The sequence below is a fragment of the Corynebacterium sp. HMSC05D08 genome, assembly GCF_001807215.1.
Lineage (GTDB): Bacteria > Actinomycetota > Actinomycetes > Mycobacteriales > Mycobacteriaceae > Corynebacterium > Corynebacterium striatum.
The window spans coordinates 16,201-31,470 of sequence record NZ_KV788306.1 but is presented as its reverse complement, the minus strand read 5'-3'; the positions used below and the strand labels follow the sequence as shown (position 1 = coordinate 31,470).

Below are 15,270 nucleotides of genomic sequence, written 5' to 3'. Positions count from 1 at the left end.
GCTTCTAAGCCACTAGTTTTCTAGGTCCGCCAGCACCGTAGCGGAGGAAGACAGGCCGAGGCGGGTGGCCCCGGCGTCGATCATCGCCTGCGCGTCCGCGCCAGTACGGATGCCGCCGGAGGCCTTCACGCCGAGACGGCCGCCCACGGTATCTGCCATGAGCTTTACCGCATGCACGCTGGCGCCGCCGGCTGGGTGGAAACCGGTGGAGGTCTTGACGAAGTCAGCACCGGCAGCCTCAGCGGCGCGGCAGGCGGCAACAATCGCGTCGTCGGAAAGCGCGGCGGACTCGATGATGACCTTCAGGACCTTGCCCTGGCAGGCACTGCGCACGGTGCGGATCTCTTCCTCAAGTGCGTCGAAGCGGCCCTCAATGGCCAGCGCGATGTTGATGACCATGTCGATTTCTTCGGCGCCGTTGTTCACGGCAAGGCCTGCCTCGGCGGCCTTGATCTCCGGCTTGACGGCGCCGGAGGGAAAGCCCACGACGGTTGCCACGTGTAGGCCCTCGGGAACCTCGACCGGCAGCTGGGACGGGGAAATGCACACCGAGTAGGTGCCCAGGCGATGTGCTTCCTCGATGAGTGCGGCGACGTCCTGCGCGGTGGCTTCCGGCTTGAGCAGGGTGTGGTCGATCATAGATGCGACGTTGGATGACATTTCTTCTCCTTTAAGCGAGTGTTTCGGAAGCGTCGACGGAATCCGCGCGAGACGCCGATCGCGCCTCGCGCGCTTCCTTGCGGGCCATAACGCGGTCGGCCACGACGTAGAGGACGGCGCCACATGCGCCAACGGCGGTCAGTACGCCGAGGGCGAGGTTGAAGCCATCGCTTACATCAATGAGTTTTGCGGTGTACGCGATACCGAGCGGGATGGCGATGTTGATGGTCAGGTTGTAGAAGCCGATGGCAATGCCGGACTTCGCGGCCGGGATGTTTTGCAGCGCAGTGTTGACCAGCGGTGCATACATCAGCGCGAAGCCAGAGGCGAAGGTCACGATGGTCACGGCCAGCACAGCGACGTGCACCTGCACGAAGAGAGCAGCTACGGCCAGGGAGCCGACGATCATGACCAGCGCGGTGTAGATGGTCTGGCGGGAGTTCAGGACTTTGCCGATCTTGCCGGAGAAGACACCGACCAAGATGGCACAGACGTAGCCCGGAATCATCAGCAGGCTGGCGCGGTCAATGCTCATGCCGTGCAGCTCGTTGGCCGCAAATGGCAGCAGGAAGATGTAGCCCAGCTGCGTGGAGTAGATGAAGAACACCAGGGTGATGGCCCACACGTAGCGGCCGTCGGTGAAAAACTCCGGGCGCACCACGGGCGCCTTAGCGGAGCGGATGTGCAGAGTAAATCCAATCACTGCCACGACGGCCAGGATGAACCACATCCAGTTGAACGCCTGCATGAACATGGTCAGCGCGGTGGCAAAGAGTCCCACCAGGAAGAGGCCGAGCGCGTCCAGGTTTGCCTCGACGGCTTCGTCCTCGGGCACCATCTTGTGGATGGCGGGGATGCACAGCACGAGGATGAGCGGCACGAGGAACATCGCGGTCCACGAGATGTAGGTGGAGATAAAGCCGGAGGTCAGCGCGCCAATCAGCAGGCCGGCTTGGAAGGCGGCGGTGGAAAAGCCGAGGTAGGTCTTTTGGTCTGCTTCAGATAGGTGCTTGGTCACGTAGATGACGTACAGGGTTTCCGCAGCGGCCAGGCCGGTGGTCTGGATTAGGCGGGCGGCCAGCACGATGGGCCAGGAGCCCGAGCCCACGAAACCAATAACCGAGCCGACCGCCACGAACAGCACACCGGTGATCATGAGCTTGCGGATGGACACGGAGTCCGCCAGCGCCGCGTAGACCACGGCGCCGATGCCGATGATGACGCCGGCAAGGGATGCCTGCAGCGAAGCAGTGTTGTCATCAATGCCCAAGCCTTGTGCAATCGGCATGGTCATGGTCTTAAAACCATTATCCACCACGAGGGAGAAAACGAAGCAGAATAGCAACACCGGCACGGCTGCCTTGGGGTTGAGGGCTGCATCGACGCCGCGCTTTACGACGCCCGACGGCTTAGCGTTTGTAGCTTTTGACATGGCTTTTTAAGCCATCCTTCCTAGTCCAGGCCTGCCAGCGGCAGTGCGAGCTTCATCATGGTGTGGAATGCAGTCTGGCGTTCCTCGGCCGAAAGGTGGGTATCGGCAGCGATGTTGTCAGAGACGGTGAACAGACCGAGGGCGTTCACGCCGGCCTCAGCAGCGATGGCATAAAGCGCAGCGGATTCCATCTCGACGCCGAGCACGCCCATGTGTGCCCAGCGGTCATTGACGGTCTGGTCGAAGTTGTAGAAGACATCGGAGCTCAAGATATTGCCGACGTGGATGTGGGCATCCTGCTTTTCTGCTTCATCGACGAGTGCCTTGAGCAGCTTCCACGAAGCCGTCGGAGAGTACTGGCCCGGCAGGTTGTACTGGCTCAGGAAGTTGGAGTCGGTGGAAGCGGCGGAGGCGACGATGACATCGTGCAGGTTGATGTTTTCCTGCAGTGCACCGATGGAGCCGACGCGGATCAGGTTCTTCACGCCGTAGTTATGGATGAGCTCCCAGGAGTAGATACCGATGGAAGGCATGCCCATGCCAGTGCCCATGACGGAAACGCGGTGGCCCTGGTAGGTGCCAGTGAATCCGAGAATATTGCGGACCTCGTTGAACTGGACGACATCTTCCAAGAAGGTATCGGCGATGAACTTTGCACGCAGTGGGTCACCTGGCAGCAGGATGGTCTCTGCGATTTCTGCACCCTTGGGGTTGATGTGCGGGGTGGCGATTTCGGTGGAAAATTCGGTTGCGTGTACGGCTTCAGACACGGTGAACTCCTATCGGAATGATAATGACTTTCAAGCATTAGCCTACCGCAGGTAGCACAAATGTCAATGGCACTATTTACATTTGTTCACGATTATGTTACGGCTCACACTCCTGTCAGAACACGCTGCGCCGTGTTGTGATCGATGACCAAATGCGTGGCCAATCCTTTCTCGAGTACCACCCGAATGGCGTCGGTCTTTTCCGACCCGCCGGCAACGAGGACGCGTGTCGGCCGCGCCGCCAGGGCGTCGAAAGTAATGCCCACCGTTCGCGCGTCCACCTCGGGCACGGCCACGCAGCCTTCAGCATCAAAGAAACGGGAGCAGACATCGCCTACCGCGCGCTCCAGGATAAGCTGCGTTTCCTCCTCGCTGAGATAGCCCAGGTTCAGCGCCAAAGACTCGCGCGCGGCCGCGCCCACCGTGAACACCGCGACGTCGACGTGGGAGCCCATCTCCACGATGTGGGCAATGTGGCGATCTTTTTCCACCCATTGTTTCGTCTCGGCCGAATCGAAAATGACAGGCAGCGGCAGCATAAAGGTCTCCGCATTAAACGCGCGAGCAAAGCCCTGGAGGGTGGCGAAGTCTTTGGTGGAGCGTTGCGTGTGCGAGTGCCCGCCCTTTAGCTGCACCACCTTTACCCCTTCGAGTGGCAGCTGGCGCAGGTGCTCCGCCACGGCGGACATGGTCTGGCCCCAGGACACGCCGACGCTGGAGCCGTCGTGGACGAGCTCTTCTAGCAGTGCGGCGCCGGCCGCGCCCAGGTCCTGCATGAGGTTGCCGCCGCGTGGGGTGGTGACCACGCGGGCGTCGGTAAGCGCGAAGCGCTCCTTTAGCTCACGCACCAGCTCATCGGAGTGCTCGCGCGGATCGTTGATACTGATGACCACGAAGCCCTGGTCGTGCGCATGCTGCAAAAGCTTGGAGACCGTGGGGCGCGAAATACCCAGACACTTCGCTACCTCCGCTTGGGATAGGTGCGAGTTGTAGTACAGCTTCGCCACATCGAGGGCCTGACTATCGCGCGCATCAATCATGATTCCATTCAAGCACGCCCGCCCAGAAACGTAATGCTAACGGCGTACACCCCTATACGGGCCTGTACAAACGGATTAAATTCATTTCCCCATTGTTAGTTAGCAAAATTAAACCAATAATAATCAGTGTCAGCTCCACCGCGCAGCGCTCTCCCCGCCCCCCTAACGGCGTAGCCAGACAAACACTAAGACTCCTCCGATCTCTAGAAAGGACGTTGCCGTGCAAAAATCACTGCGCACCTACCTGCCACTGCTTGCTTCTGCTTGCCTGACCTTCAGCATCTGCCCCGCCGCCGTCGCTGCCGATGCTCCGAACACCGAGCTGCCTGAAAGCGCCCTCATTGAAAAGGCCCTCGAAGATCCAGTCGCTGACGAGAGCCCGGCTGAGGCCTCCGACATCGCAACCGACGCCAAGGAGCTTGACGACGCCGCGCCAAGCACCGACGCCGCAGCCCCCTCCGAAAACAAGGTCGGCGACGAGTACAAGGCCTTCTACCACGACCCAGTCGAGCTCGAAGGCTCTGAGCCAGGCCAGCTCTTCCGCTCCGATGCCGTGCGCAATCCCGCCAACACGCTGGACATTACCAACGTGGGCCCGTACAAGGCACAGCGCATCCTATACTCCTCCACCAACCGCAAGGGTGAGAAGATTCCGGTCAGCGGCATCGTGATTGAGCCGAAGGCGGAGTGGACCGGCAACGGTCCGCGCCCGCTCATCGCCTTCGCACCGGGCACCCAGGGTGTGGCCGACCGCTGCGCACCTTCGCGCAAGATTGCCGACGGCGTGGGTGACTACGAGCAGTTCTTCTTTGAGCAGTACCTGAAGAAGGGCTACGCAGTCGTGGTCACCGATTACGAGGGTCTGGGCACCCCGGGCATGCATACCTACATGGACCGTGTCTCGCAGGCACACGCCGTGCTCGATAGCGCCCGCGCTGCCCGCCAGCTAGAAGGCTGGGATATCAACGCCGATAACCCGGTCATCATCAACGGTTATTCGCAGGGTGGGGGCGCCGCAGGAGCTGCCGCTGAGCTTTACGACGACTACGCTCCGGAGCTCAACATCAAGCTCGCCACCATCGGCGCCGCACCCGCTGATCTGACCTTGCTGCCGCCGGCTCTCGACGGCACGCTTTACTTCCTCTTCGAGTCCTTCGCTCTACTGGGCCTTAGTAACTCCTACGACGAGGACCTCTACTCCCACCTCAATGAGAAAGGCAAGACCGTTCTGGAAAATGCCGCCAACACCTGCACCCTGGGTCTGATCGGCTTCGCGGGCAAGAAGATTGAAGACGTCAGCATCGATGGCAAGAACGTCGACGAGTTCATCGCTGAGGCACCTTACGACAAGATCCTGGCCGACCAGCACATTGGCTACGACGCTCCGTCCATCCCGGTGGTCATCACCCACGGCCGCGGCGACGATGTGATTCCTTTCTCCACTGCTGAGCAGCTGGCCAAAGAGTGGTCTGAGCGCGGCGGCGACGTCACCTTCATCCCGAACGACGCCGGCTCGCATGTGGCAGGCACCATCCCGCACATCAAGGAATCCCTGAAAGCAATCGAGTCCGCTTTGCAATAAGACGGCAGCTAGAAGCCAGCTCGACCACAGAAACGCTTCCTAACATCACCCGTGGTCCGAAAGACCGCAACGATAGAAAGGATTTATCCTATGCGTTCCATGAACGCCCTGCGCCGCGCAACCATTGCCGCCGCACTTCCCGCAGTTGTAATCGCCGGTGCCGCCAACGCCACCGCCGCTGAGACCACAGCCGGAACCCCGGCTGCTGACGCCACCACCACCGACACCGCCGCAACCGCCCCGGCTGCCGACGGCGCCGCAACCACCAACACCGGTGCTACCACCAACGGCGAAACCGACTCCGGTATCACCGCGGACACCCCGCTGAACCAGCTGTCCTCTGCCGACCCTGCTGCCCTCCTGCAGCTCGGCAGCTCCCTGCTCGGCGGCAACCGCCCGGACTTCTCCGATCTCCTCGGCGGCAACACCGACTCCAACAAGGAGAACCTGCCAACCGGCATCAACGCCTTGAAGCACGAGGCTGCACAGCTGGAGCAAGAATGATCCGCCCGTGGCCGTGAACACGCCCATCATGATGCAGGGAATCAGCGGCAGGCCATAGGCAATGGCCTTGAGCGCGCCTGTCGACGCCCACAGCGCCGTGACCACCGCATCCCCATGTGATTGCACATAATCCCACGTTTTGCCCTTGAAGTAGACGAAGCGGGCAATAATGGCACCAGTAAACGCCAGGTAGAGGTACTCCGGCTGGCTCATCGCGGCAACGGTTCCGCGGTTGATGAGCACGTCGCGGATCATGCCGCCGCCGAGGGAAGAGAACATCGCGATGAAGAAGAAGCCCACGATGTCATAGCCGCGCTGCCGCGCCATCGTTCCGCCAATCATGCCCATGAGGAGGACACCAATGATGTCGGACCAGTAGTACAGCGACTCGATCAATGGGTCCATCTCGACAACGCTCATGGTGGTCATCGTATCGGGTGCTGAGCAATCTCTCGCATTAAGGTGCTTTTGCTTTAGGCGGACCGCCTGGTTGGTGGGCCACTAAGGCTTAAGAAAAGGAGCTAATGCACGTAGAGCTCGTTGTAGGCTTTCTCAATCCAAAGGACATAAAACACTTCCCCGTCTTTCCAGCCGGCAAAAGGGAGATTCCCTTTGTGGCGGTAAACCCGGAATTTTTCGACGTCCTTAAATTGCCTTGGTATACGAGGAATGATCGCGGTTGCCGGAATAAACTCTGAGCCGAGTCCGTGCTTGGGATGCTGTGCCAGCTCTTTCCATGAAAGCACTGACCGCTTGTGCCACTTTTCCAGAAACTCTGCGCGCATCGAATCATCTAGTTCTTCGAAGCCCCACCCCTTCTGAAGAAACCGCGTTGACAGGAGCGGATAGGCAGCCCGAGAGCTGCGAAGCTCCTCCACGACGCTTGATTCTGGGGCGCTCCTCGCCTCTCTGGTTGGCCTACTCCCCCGTCGTTTACTTTTCTTGCCCACGGCTAGCAGAAATAGTTCTTCAGATCGGCATCCGTTATTTCCAGCCCTCGTTTCCCCTCGACGAAGTTCTTTTTCCAAGGAGACTCAGTGTGGGTTTTATTCCGCAATGCCCATGCGGAATAGGGGCCATATTTGTCCCACACCTCAATCAAATCCCGCTCAACATCGCGGTAATCATCCCAGTCGAAATCATCCGAGATGAACTCATCGGGGTCGATGGGAAGCTTTCCATAGTGTTTAACGTCATGGTAGACGTCCACGACTACTGGGCCATGTGCCCATGCTTCCATGCGTTCAGGAAAAAGCGGCAGGCCATCAGAATTGCGCATATGCAGCCCTTTGGCGTAGTAAAGAAGCTTTTGAAGCTTGAGCTGCGTTATTTCAGCGTCATCATTTTCATCAGCCCACGCTACAAACCATTCGGCTATTTGCCGCGCCTTAAATTGTTCCATGTCTGCCCTCCTTCCAGTTTCCACCAAGCGTACAACAGGCCCAAGACATGACACCATCCCGACGTTCGAAAAGACGTAAAACGCCCTCTAAAAGGACAGCCTAAGACCAAAAGGACGGCGTAAAAGGAGTAAGCAACAGAAGCTTTGCGCTGTGGGGCCACCGGGGCTCGAACCTGGGACCAACGGATTATGAGTCCGTAGCTCTAACCGACTGAGCTATAGCCCCGCGTATTCCCTGCCTGCATTCCGCACCAACACTGAGCCAGCACTCTCGCGCACAGCGAATCCGCTCCCAGCAACATTAATCGGCAGGCCCGGCAAACAGCAATTTAGGCCCCAGCCTGCCCCAAGTTTTCGGGGTATGAACTGTGAATCCACCCTCAGCCACGGACACCCCAGCAGACCCACTGCACAAGGACTTTAAACGCTGGCTTAGCTGCCAGAGCTATTCTTTCTTTGTCATTTTCCTAGCTTGCCTGCGCTCGCGCCTTCGAGCACGTTTTGCTTTGCGGATGTCCACAACCCAACGCGGAACAAAAGGCCATGGAAGCGGAATCCCGAACGCGCCCGTCAACCCAATGAGTGCGATGAGCATGGCCACCATGAACGGAGCACCCAGCACCTTTTCGACAGGCTCGGGAAGGCCCATACTTACGACCAACCCCAAGGCACCGCCAGCGCCCATCAAGAGCGTGCCAAAAGGATAAATGAAGAGGAGGCCATCACTTTCTGCGCCTTCCGGTTCGGCTGAGTCGTACCATTCTTCCGATCCTGGAATCCGCCGCACGTACCGGATGTAGAAGGTCCAGTAGGCCACCATGACCAACACTAAACCGATGTATAAGAGCAGATCAGTAATAGGACTGTCCATAGGATGTGGCCTCCCATGATTGCTTTTGCGGTATGTAATAAAACGCTACCAGCGTCGGCTGGGTTAAGGCATGGGGCGAGAACGAATTCTCAGCGCCCGAACCTAAGACAGATTTATCTGATGAAGAATCTGTGAGCCTGTAGTGTCGCGACCATGAGGCTCCTTTCCTTTAGCGTGTCCAACTTCCGCAGCATCCGCGCCACGCAAACACTTTCGGTCTATCATCACTGGCAGCACTCCACCGCCCCGAAGGAAGGCTGGGAGCAGGTCAGCGACCCCATCACCGTGCTCATCGGCCCCACCGCCTCCGGAAAGAGCAGCGTCCTCAACGCCCTAGCCTTCGCGCTGCTTGCCATCGAATCCTCCGCCACCGCCTGGCTTGCCGACGCCCCACCCAATCAACTCCCCCACGCCCCTTACCGCCTCAACCCCCGCACGCAACGCCTGCCCAGCACTTTTGAGCTGGAATTCGAGCTCGATGGCGTGCGCTATCTCTACGGCTTCCAGTGGAGCTTTACCAGCGTGCATGCCGAGTGGCTCAGCCGCGTGCCCTCAACCCGCTGGAGCCCTTGCTTCGTGCGCACCCGCGGTGAGGAAGTGCAGTGGACTAAGTCCTTTATGGGCAAGGGGGATGTAGCCAAGCTCGGCCCGTCGGAGACACCGAGCTGATCCTCTCCGCTGGCCTGCGCGATGAGCACCCCATCCTCGCCCCACTAGCCCGCGCCTTGGTGCACGACGTGGCCTACCTGCCGCACGGAAATGCCTCAATGAGCACCGCCTCCCGCATCACCGCCCTCATCCGCACGGGCAAGCTGCACCTACATGAGGCTGCCGCGCTGCTGCGCGCGGCCGATGCCGGGATCCACTCCGTGCGGCTTAACCAGGACCACATCCCGGAGCACGTCTTCCGCCAGATGCGCCCAGTGATCGATGCACTCAGCCGCAATAACGGCACCATCCACCGCCCCAATGAGTTCAGCGCCTACTCCGATGCGGAAATCGAATCCCTGCTGCACGCCATCATCGTGGAGCACAAAACCAATGATTCCTTCTACGAGCTAAAACTGACCGACGAATCCGGCGGCACCCAGAACTGGATGGCCACCGCTCCCCTAGTGCTGGATACCCTGCGCCGCGGCGGCATCCTAGTTGCCGATGAGCTGGATTCCGCCCTGCGCCCAGCACTGCTCGACTTCCTCATCCACGCCTTTAGCGAGCCCAGCATCAACGTCAACGGCGCGCAGCTCATCTTTGCCTCCCACGCCTTCAGCGCCCTCGAACGCACCGGCGAGCTGGGCCTTAGCCCAGAAAGCTTCTGGTCCGTGGAGAAGACCGATGCCGGCGAATCGGAGCTGCACAACCTCAGCGGCACAGACTTGTCACTGGACAACCCCGACGCCACCCATCACTTCCTGCGCGAGCGCTACGGCACCGCCTCCCGCGAGGCCCTCGACGCCCTCAAGGAGCTCGTCGCGGACGGCGCATAAAAGAGCGGGCGCTTGGCGACGACTCCCGCCAACGGGTAGATGCGCTCTCAGCGTCTGTGCTTAGACACGAAGAGAACTCCCTAGGTCCAAGGCCCCTAGAAAGAGCTCTGGAGCCTACGCGGCTCCAGGCGACAACGTTCCGGTGACCGGCTCGTCGTGCCTATATTCTAAACAATTCAGCAGCTCTAATTCAAGAGCCGAGCCCCCAAAAAATCGTTGTTACAAAGTAGGTTCATTCATTCCAATTAGCTCGGCGCAACCAAAACTCAAGCACCTACCGCAGGACTTCGAATATTTGAGCCAGTCTTCGCTGCGCATGTCCGGCACACCTGTCAGAATCAAGGCATGTCTGTTGAAGCACGCGCCCTATCGCTACGGCGTTTGATGCGCGATTCCGCCGCGATCCGGCTCTTGGCCGCGGACAACGCGCCCGTGATTTTGGCGTTGATCGCGGAGTACTTCCCGCGCGGTACCAGGGCGCGCCCGGCGGCGGAGGTCTATGAGCTCATGGTCACCGATTTCGAGGTGCTGGCCAGTGAGTTTTCCATGCCCCGCACTCCACAGAATTACTGCAATGATTGGGTCAAGGCCGGGTGGCTCATCCGAAAATCCGGAAAGAGCTCCCACGGCGAAACGCTCGAACCCAGCGAGGAAGCCCTGTCCGCGCTCGAAGCCATTGAGCGCTGGGAAGCGCCGGTGACCACGGTAACGGCGTCACGTGTGGAATCGATCAGCTCCGCGCTGCAAAGGCTAGCGAGGGATACGAACGAGGACATTGCTAGCCGCGTAGCCAGCTTGGAGGAAGAGCGCGCCCGCATCGACCGTGAGATTGAAAAAGCCCGCAGCGGGCAGTTCGAAAGGCTCACCGCCGCGGAGGCAGAAGAGCGCGTCCAGGACGTGTTGAACATGGCCATGGCTGTGCCGAGTGATTTCGCCCGGGTGCGCCACGAGCTCGAGGCCCTCAACCACCAGCTGCGCCGCCAGCTTTTGGATCCGGAGGGCTATCGGGGCGAGGTGCTCGAGGAGATCTTCAACGGCGTGGACCACATCGCGGAGTCAGACGCCGGGCGCAGTTTCCGCGGCTTCTATTCCCTCTTAATGGATAGGGAGCGCAGCGCCTGGTTGGACCAGTGGATCACGGAGGTTCTCGACAGCGAGGCCGGGCAGGCGCTGGCCCCGGACAGGCGGCAGCAGCTGCGCAGGCTCTTCCGCGATATGGAAGAAACCAGCTTCGAGGTCAACCAGACCATGACGGGGCTGGCACGCAGCCTGCGCAACTATGTCTCCTCCGAGCAGTTCGCGGAGGACCGGCGCATGATTGAACTACTGCGGGAGGCCCGCGGCATGGCTATCGATGCCGCACAGTACTCCGAGCTCAAAGCCTTTCACCGGATGGAGACACCGCTGCAGCGCATCGGTATGTCGATTCATTCGGTCTCCCGTATCCGCCTGGCCAACCCAGGCCGCGAAGTCGTGGAAGAAACACCGGTGGCATACCAGCCGGAGGCAGAAGACCCGCTAGCCTTATATGAGCTGGTGCGCGAATCGGAGATTGATTTCGAGGAATTACACGAGGCGATACGCGCGACAGTCGCCCAGTCCGGCCCCTGCACGGTTGGCCAGGTGCTGCAAGCCCATCCCCCTACCCAGGGCCTTGCCAGCGTGGTGGGGTTGGTGCACATCGCAGACCAACACCCGGTGCCCGTGCTGCGTCAATCGCGCGAGAAGGTCACATGGACCGAGGAAGACGGCACGGTGCGCTCCGCCCATATCCCTACTCTGTATTTCGATCACACAACCGTTAAGGAGCTACAGTGACGGCCGCACACACTCCCCGCGTCGATTCCGCCCACGAACCACCGCTGTGGGAGCACGATAAAGGCTCGCTGACCTACCACTCGCGGCGCGCATTAGTACAGCTCTTGCAGGGGCCGCTCATTCGCGCACAGAAGGAACCGGTGCTGTGGGCCGCCATCATCTCGGATGAGGAGAACCTCCGCGCCCGGCTGCATGACGTATTCCTAGAACTCGTCGTGGACGAAACCGAGGGCTTCGCGTTTACTCGGATGGTGGAAGAAGAAACCTTGACCATCCCGCAGGTGCTGCGCACGGACAAGCTCAAGCACATCGACACCGCCATCCTTCTGAACCTGCGCCAAGAGCTGGGGCTTGCGCTGCCCGGCGAGCGGGTCATCGTGGATGTGGAGGACCTTCGGGAGGGAATCGGTTACGTCCGCGCGGTGGACAACCGCGATGAAGCCGGTTTCAACCGCCGCTTCAACGCCGCCATCAAGCGTATTCAGAACGACTACTCACTGCTGAGCGCTACCGAGACCGAAGGGCGCTTGGAGGTCTCGCCGGTGCTCCGCCAGCTTTTCGACGCCTCCACCGTCACCGCCATCCGTGACGAATACGCCCGCCTGGCACAGGCCGAGGAAGAGCAAGGTAGATGAGGAGAAGGAGGAAGCTTCCGATGACTAGCAACACCAGCGTGTACCCCGGCCAGTTCCGCATCAGCCGCATTCAGCTGATTAACTGGGGTACCTTCCACGGCTACTTTTCCATCCCGGTGGCGCGCAAAGGTTTCCTTATCACCGGAGGTTCGGGCTCCGGCAAGTCCACGCTGTTGGATGCGATGTCGGCGGTCTTGGTTCCACAAAGCCACCTGAAGTTCAACGCGGCTTCGCAGCAGGACCTCGGCCGGCACAATGGACGCAGCCTGGTTTCCTACGTGCGCGGCGCATGGCGGCAGCAAGAAAACGCGCAGACCGGTGAAATCGCCCCGGAGTACCTGCGGGAGGGCGCCACCAACTCGGTGGTCGCCCTGACCTATGACAACGGAGCGGGCAAGCAACACACGCTCATTGCTATCTTCCGCCTCAACGGTGGTGAGAACGCAGTAGGCCAGATCAAGAAGTTGTATGGGCTGGTGCCGGGTGATGAGGACGTCGATAAGCTCAGCCCTTTGCTATCCCGTAGCCTGGACACCCGCAAGATCAAAGCCCTGTATAAGGGTCCCGGCGCGTCCTTTACGCCGACGTATGCCACGTTTGCGGATCGTTTCCGCAAACGCCTTGGCATCAAGAACGTGGAGGGCCAGCTGTTGCTCCACCGCACGCAGTCCGCGAAGTCGCTGTCCAGCCTGGATCAGCTCTTCCGGGACTACATGCTGGACCGGCCCTCGACCTTTTCTAGGGCGGAGGAAGCCGTGGAACAATTTGAGGATCTGCGCCAAGCGTACCTGCGGGTGGAGGACGTCAAGGCCCAGATTGATACGCTCGCTCCCCTGCCCCAGCTGCATGCTCAGCGCGCCACCGCGGAGGCAGATAAGCACAAGGCGGAGGCCATGAGCGAGGCGCTGCCTGCCGTGCGCGCCCGCATGGTGGCAGAGGAACTGGACTCTTTAATCCGCGCGCTGGGTGCCCAAGAGGTAGAGGCCCAGTCGGAAGTGGCATCCCTTGAGGCCGATGTTGCGCACCTCGATGATGCGGAGCGCCGCGCCGCGATGGCCGTCTCTCAGCTCAGCGCCGGCGAGCTCGATGCCCTGTGCGCCAAGATGGAGACAGCGGACAAGGAGATTGAACACCGCTTAAAAGAATTCCAGCGTCTTGCTGCTGCCGCGGGCCAGTGGACCGAGCACTATGAGCTCAGCCCGCAAGGTTTCGCCGAGCTGCAGGCCAACGCCCAGCTGCGCCTCTCCGACTTTGAGATCGACTCCGCCGATCTGACGAACCAGCAGCAAGAAGCCGGCGTGGCCGCCCGCGACGCAGCCACCGCGTGCGCGCGGCTGGACAGCGAATTGCGCTCTTTTAGTTCGCGGCGCACCAACATCGACAAGGCTTTAGTGGAGCTGCGTTCCCAACTCGCCCGCGATACCGGCTATGCCGAATCCGAGCTTCCCTTCGCCGGCGAACTCATCGACATCAGCCCGCAGCAGGCGGACTGGGAACCGGTCATCCAAAAGCTGCTGCACGGCTTCGCCGCCACGCTCCTCGTCCCGGAGGAAGCTCGGAAAGCTATTAACCAGTGGGTCAATTCCCGCAACGTGGGCACCCGCCTGGAATACCGCACCATCCCGGAGTTCACGTCAGCGCCCGCCTCCGCGCGCAGCCCACGGCAGCTCATTCACAAGCTGGAATTCCAGGATCACCCCATGACGGCGTGGGTACGCCAGCACATTTCCCGCCGCTTCAACTATGAATGCGTGGAGTCGGTTACGGAACTGGACAAGGTCACCACAACTCCGGCCGTTACCCGCGATGGCCTGGAAAGCCGCCCCAAGGACAAGGACGGCTCCACGCGTTTCATCAAGGATGACCGCTCGCGCTTTTCCGGCACAGCGTGGTACCGGGTAGGTTCCACCAACACTGCCAAAATTGAGCTGCTGCGTTCGCAGCTAGCGCAGGCCAAAGCCACCGCCAGCGCCACGGCTAGGCAAGTCCACGACCTCAACCGGAAGATGGACATCCTGCGCACCCAGCGCGATAAAGCCCAGCAGGTGCTGGACACGCAGTTCCAAGACATTGACACCGCCTCCGCGAAGGCCCGCAAGCAAGACCTTCAAGCACAATACGATGCCCTGGCATCCTCCCCAGAGGCCCAGGCTTTGGCAACCACCCATCAGCACGCGAAGGAAAAACTGGATGCGGCTCGCGCCCGGCTTACCCAGGCACAGAAGCACCTCGGCGACGTCGAAGGCGAGCTGAAGCGTTCCACCGAGCGCCGCCGCGCCATCGGCACCGTGCCGGAGATCGCGGATAGGGACATCGCGAAAGCCGTCGAGGAGGCCTTGCACAAGGGCAAACGCACGCTCACTATCGATAACATCGACGCCCGGCGCGATGAAGTCCAGGCTGACCTACAGGACGCTGCCCGCGCAGCCGCGCGCCGCATCGAGGAGGCCAACGGCACGATCGTCTCCGTCCTCCACGCCTATCTGTCCCAGTGGCCGTCAGAAGCCGCCGACCTGGAACCGCAGGCCAGCTTCGCCGGCGAAGGCATTGAGAAGCTGAAGTACCTCCGGGCCGACCGCTTGGCGGATTTCCGTGCTCGCTTCCTGGAGTTGCTCAACGGCACGACAGTCCAGAACCTCTCCCACTTGGCTTCCTCCCTGCGCTATGCGCGCAGCGATATTGAAACGCGCATGGAGTTTATCAATAAGTCCCTCGAACGCTCGCCCTTCAACGGTGAGCGCACCCTGCGCATTGATGTCAAGGACGCCCGCGGCCAGGTGGTCCACGACTTCCAACGGGACCTGGATGCCGCCACCTCCCACAGCCTGGCCGAAATCAGCGAGGATGAACACGAAGCCGCCCTGCAGCGCTACCACGCCCTTGACAAGATCTTGAGCCGCCTGGGCTCCAGCCACCCGGAGGATAGCCGCTGGCGCAACGTGGTTTTGGATACCCGCCGCCACGTCAGCTTCATCGGCCGCGAGCTCTACCCGGATGGCACGACGGCCAATACCTACCAGGATTCCGCTTCGCTCTCTGGCGGCCAAGCACAAAAGCTCGTCTTCTTCT

Annotated in this window: 14 protein-coding genes and 1 tRNA gene; 6 read left to right on the top strand and 9 right to left on the bottom strand. The window is 60.6% G+C overall.

From position 1 onward, the window contains the following. Nucleotides 1-12 precede the first annotated feature (12 nt). The 4 genes from deoC to HMPREF3148_RS02760 form a co-directional block, all read right to left on the bottom strand. Entirely contained in the window at nucleotides 13-660 is a 648-nt protein-coding gene (gene deoC / locus HMPREF3148_RS02775; RefSeq protein WP_034656786.1) for a deoxyribose-phosphate aldolase, read from the bottom strand. Between the two features lie 10 nt (nucleotides 661-670). Continuing rightward, the gene (locus tag HMPREF3148_RS02770) at nucleotides 671-2,092 is read right to left on the bottom strand and encodes an MFS transporter (RefSeq protein ID WP_005528510.1); all 1,422 of its coding nucleotides are present in this window, start codon (nucleotides 2,090-2,092) and stop codon (nucleotides 671-673) included. 20 nt (nucleotides 2,093-2,112) lie between these two features. Then, entirely contained in the window at nucleotides 2,113-2,862 is a 750-nt protein-coding gene (deoD, locus tag HMPREF3148_RS02765; RefSeq protein ID WP_049062880.1) for a purine-nucleoside phosphorylase, read from the bottom strand. A gap of 104 nt (nucleotides 2,863-2,966) precedes the next feature. After that, on the bottom strand, nucleotides 2,967-3,902 hold the full coding sequence (locus HMPREF3148_RS02760; RefSeq protein WP_049152377.1) for a sugar-binding transcriptional regulator: 936 nt from the start codon (nucleotides 3,900-3,902) through the stop codon (nucleotides 2,967-2,969). A 220-nt stretch (nucleotides 3,903-4,122) separates the two neighbouring features. Between HMPREF3148_RS02760 and HMPREF3148_RS02755 the strand changes: the two genes are divergently transcribed. After that, on the top strand, nucleotides 4,123-5,484 hold the full coding sequence (locus tag HMPREF3148_RS02755; protein ID WP_049062883.1) for a lipase family protein: 1,362 nt from the start codon (nucleotides 4,123-4,125) through the stop codon (nucleotides 5,482-5,484). A 45-nt stretch (nucleotides 5,485-5,529) separates the two neighbouring features. On the opposite strand, the gene HMPREF3148_RS13980 is transcribed toward HMPREF3148_RS02755, so the two are convergent. From HMPREF3148_RS13980 to HMPREF3148_RS02730, 5 genes are all read right to left on the bottom strand, one after another. Next, complete coding sequence (locus HMPREF3148_RS13980) at nucleotides 5,530-6,408, bottom strand: trimeric intracellular cation channel family protein (RefSeq protein ID WP_223197443.1); 879 nt, start codon at nucleotides 6,406-6,408, stop codon at nucleotides 5,530-5,532. Nucleotides 6,409-6,509: 101 nt separating this feature from the next. Continuing rightward, nucleotides 6,510-6,866, bottom strand: coding sequence for a hypothetical protein (locus HMPREF3148_RS02745; protein WP_049062887.1), 357 nt, complete (start codon nucleotides 6,864-6,866; stop codon nucleotides 6,510-6,512). Nucleotides 6,867-6,940: 74 nt separating this feature from the next. Next, nucleotides 6,941-7,390 carry a Panacea domain-containing protein gene (locus HMPREF3148_RS02740; protein WP_049062888.1) on the bottom strand — a complete coding sequence of 150 codons (450 nt, stop codon included), beginning with the start codon at nucleotides 7,388-7,390 and terminating at the stop codon, nucleotides 6,941-6,943. A gap of 152 nt (nucleotides 7,391-7,542) precedes the next feature. Further along, a tRNA-Ile gene (locus HMPREF3148_RS02735) sits at nucleotides 7,543-7,616 on the bottom strand. A gap of 219 nt (nucleotides 7,617-7,835) precedes the next feature. After that, on the bottom strand, nucleotides 7,836-8,261 hold the full coding sequence (locus HMPREF3148_RS02730) for a hypothetical protein (RefSeq protein WP_049062890.1): 426 nt from the start codon (nucleotides 8,259-8,261) through the stop codon (nucleotides 7,836-7,838). A 153-nt stretch (nucleotides 8,262-8,414) separates the two neighbouring features. Between HMPREF3148_RS02730 and HMPREF3148_RS14115 the strand changes: the two genes are divergently transcribed. The 5 genes from HMPREF3148_RS14115 to HMPREF3148_RS02710 all read left to right on the top strand — a co-directional run. After that, entirely contained in the window at nucleotides 8,415-8,930 is a 516-nt protein-coding gene (locus tag HMPREF3148_RS14115; protein WP_253687851.1) for an AAA family ATPase, read from the top strand. A 98-nt stretch (nucleotides 8,931-9,028) separates the two neighbouring features. Next, nucleotides 9,029-9,748, top strand: coding sequence for an AAA family ATPase (locus HMPREF3148_RS14110; protein ID WP_253687849.1), 720 nt, complete (start codon nucleotides 9,029-9,031; stop codon nucleotides 9,746-9,748). A gap of 345 nt (nucleotides 9,749-10,093) precedes the next feature. Further along, nucleotides 10,094-11,566: a DUF3375 domain-containing protein gene (locus tag HMPREF3148_RS02720; RefSeq protein ID WP_049062892.1), complete on the top strand. Its 1,473-nt coding sequence runs from the start codon at nucleotides 10,094-10,096 to the stop codon at nucleotides 11,564-11,566. Further along, the gene (locus HMPREF3148_RS02715) at nucleotides 11,563-12,201 is read left to right on the top strand and encodes a DUF4194 domain-containing protein (protein WP_049062893.1); all 639 of its coding nucleotides are present in this window, start codon (nucleotides 11,563-11,565) and stop codon (nucleotides 12,199-12,201) included. The genes HMPREF3148_RS02720 and HMPREF3148_RS02715 overlap by 4 nt, the downstream gene beginning before the upstream one ends. Nucleotides 12,202-12,221: 20 nt before the next feature. Continuing rightward, nucleotides 12,222-15,270 (top strand): ATP-binding protein (locus HMPREF3148_RS02710; protein ID WP_246818798.1); only part of this gene is annotated, 3,049 nt, incomplete at its 3' end.

What these genes read in the sequence shown, in the direction of transcription:
- HMPREF3148_RS13980 (WP_223197443.1), bottom strand. Translation starts at nt 6,408, where the DNA reads ATGAGCGTTGTCGAGATGGACCCATTGATCGAGTCGCTGTACTACTGG.
- HMPREF3148_RS02770 (WP_005528510.1), bottom strand. Translation starts at nt 2,092, where the DNA reads ATGTCAAAAGCTACAAACGCTAAGCCGTCGGGCGTCGTAAAGCGCGGC.
- HMPREF3148_RS02730 (WP_049062890.1), bottom strand. Translation starts at nt 8,261, where the DNA reads ATGGACAGTCCTATTACTGATCTGCTCTTATACATCGGTTTAGTGTTG.
- HMPREF3148_RS14115 (WP_253687851.1), top strand. Translation starts at nt 8,415, where the DNA reads ATGAGGCTCCTTTCCTTTAGCGTGTCCAACTTCCGCAGCATCCGCGCC.
- HMPREF3148_RS02720 (WP_049062892.1), top strand. Translation starts at nt 10,094, where the DNA reads ATGTCTGTTGAAGCACGCGCCCTATCGCTACGGCGTTTGATGCGCGAT.
- HMPREF3148_RS02740 (WP_049062888.1), bottom strand. Translation starts at nt 7,390, where the DNA reads ATGGAACAATTTAAGGCGCGGCAAATAGCCGAATGGTTTGTAGCGTGG.
- deoC (WP_034656786.1), bottom strand. Translation starts at nt 660, where the DNA reads ATGTCATCCAACGTCGCATCTATGATCGACCACACCCTGCTCAAGCCG.
- HMPREF3148_RS14110 (WP_253687849.1), top strand. Translation starts at nt 9,029, where the DNA reads ATGAGCACCGCCTCCCGCATCACCGCCCTCATCCGCACGGGCAAGCTG.
- HMPREF3148_RS02760 (WP_049152377.1), bottom strand. Translation starts at nt 3,902, where the DNA reads ATGATTGATGCGCGCGATAGTCAGGCCCTCGATGTGGCGAAGCTGTAC.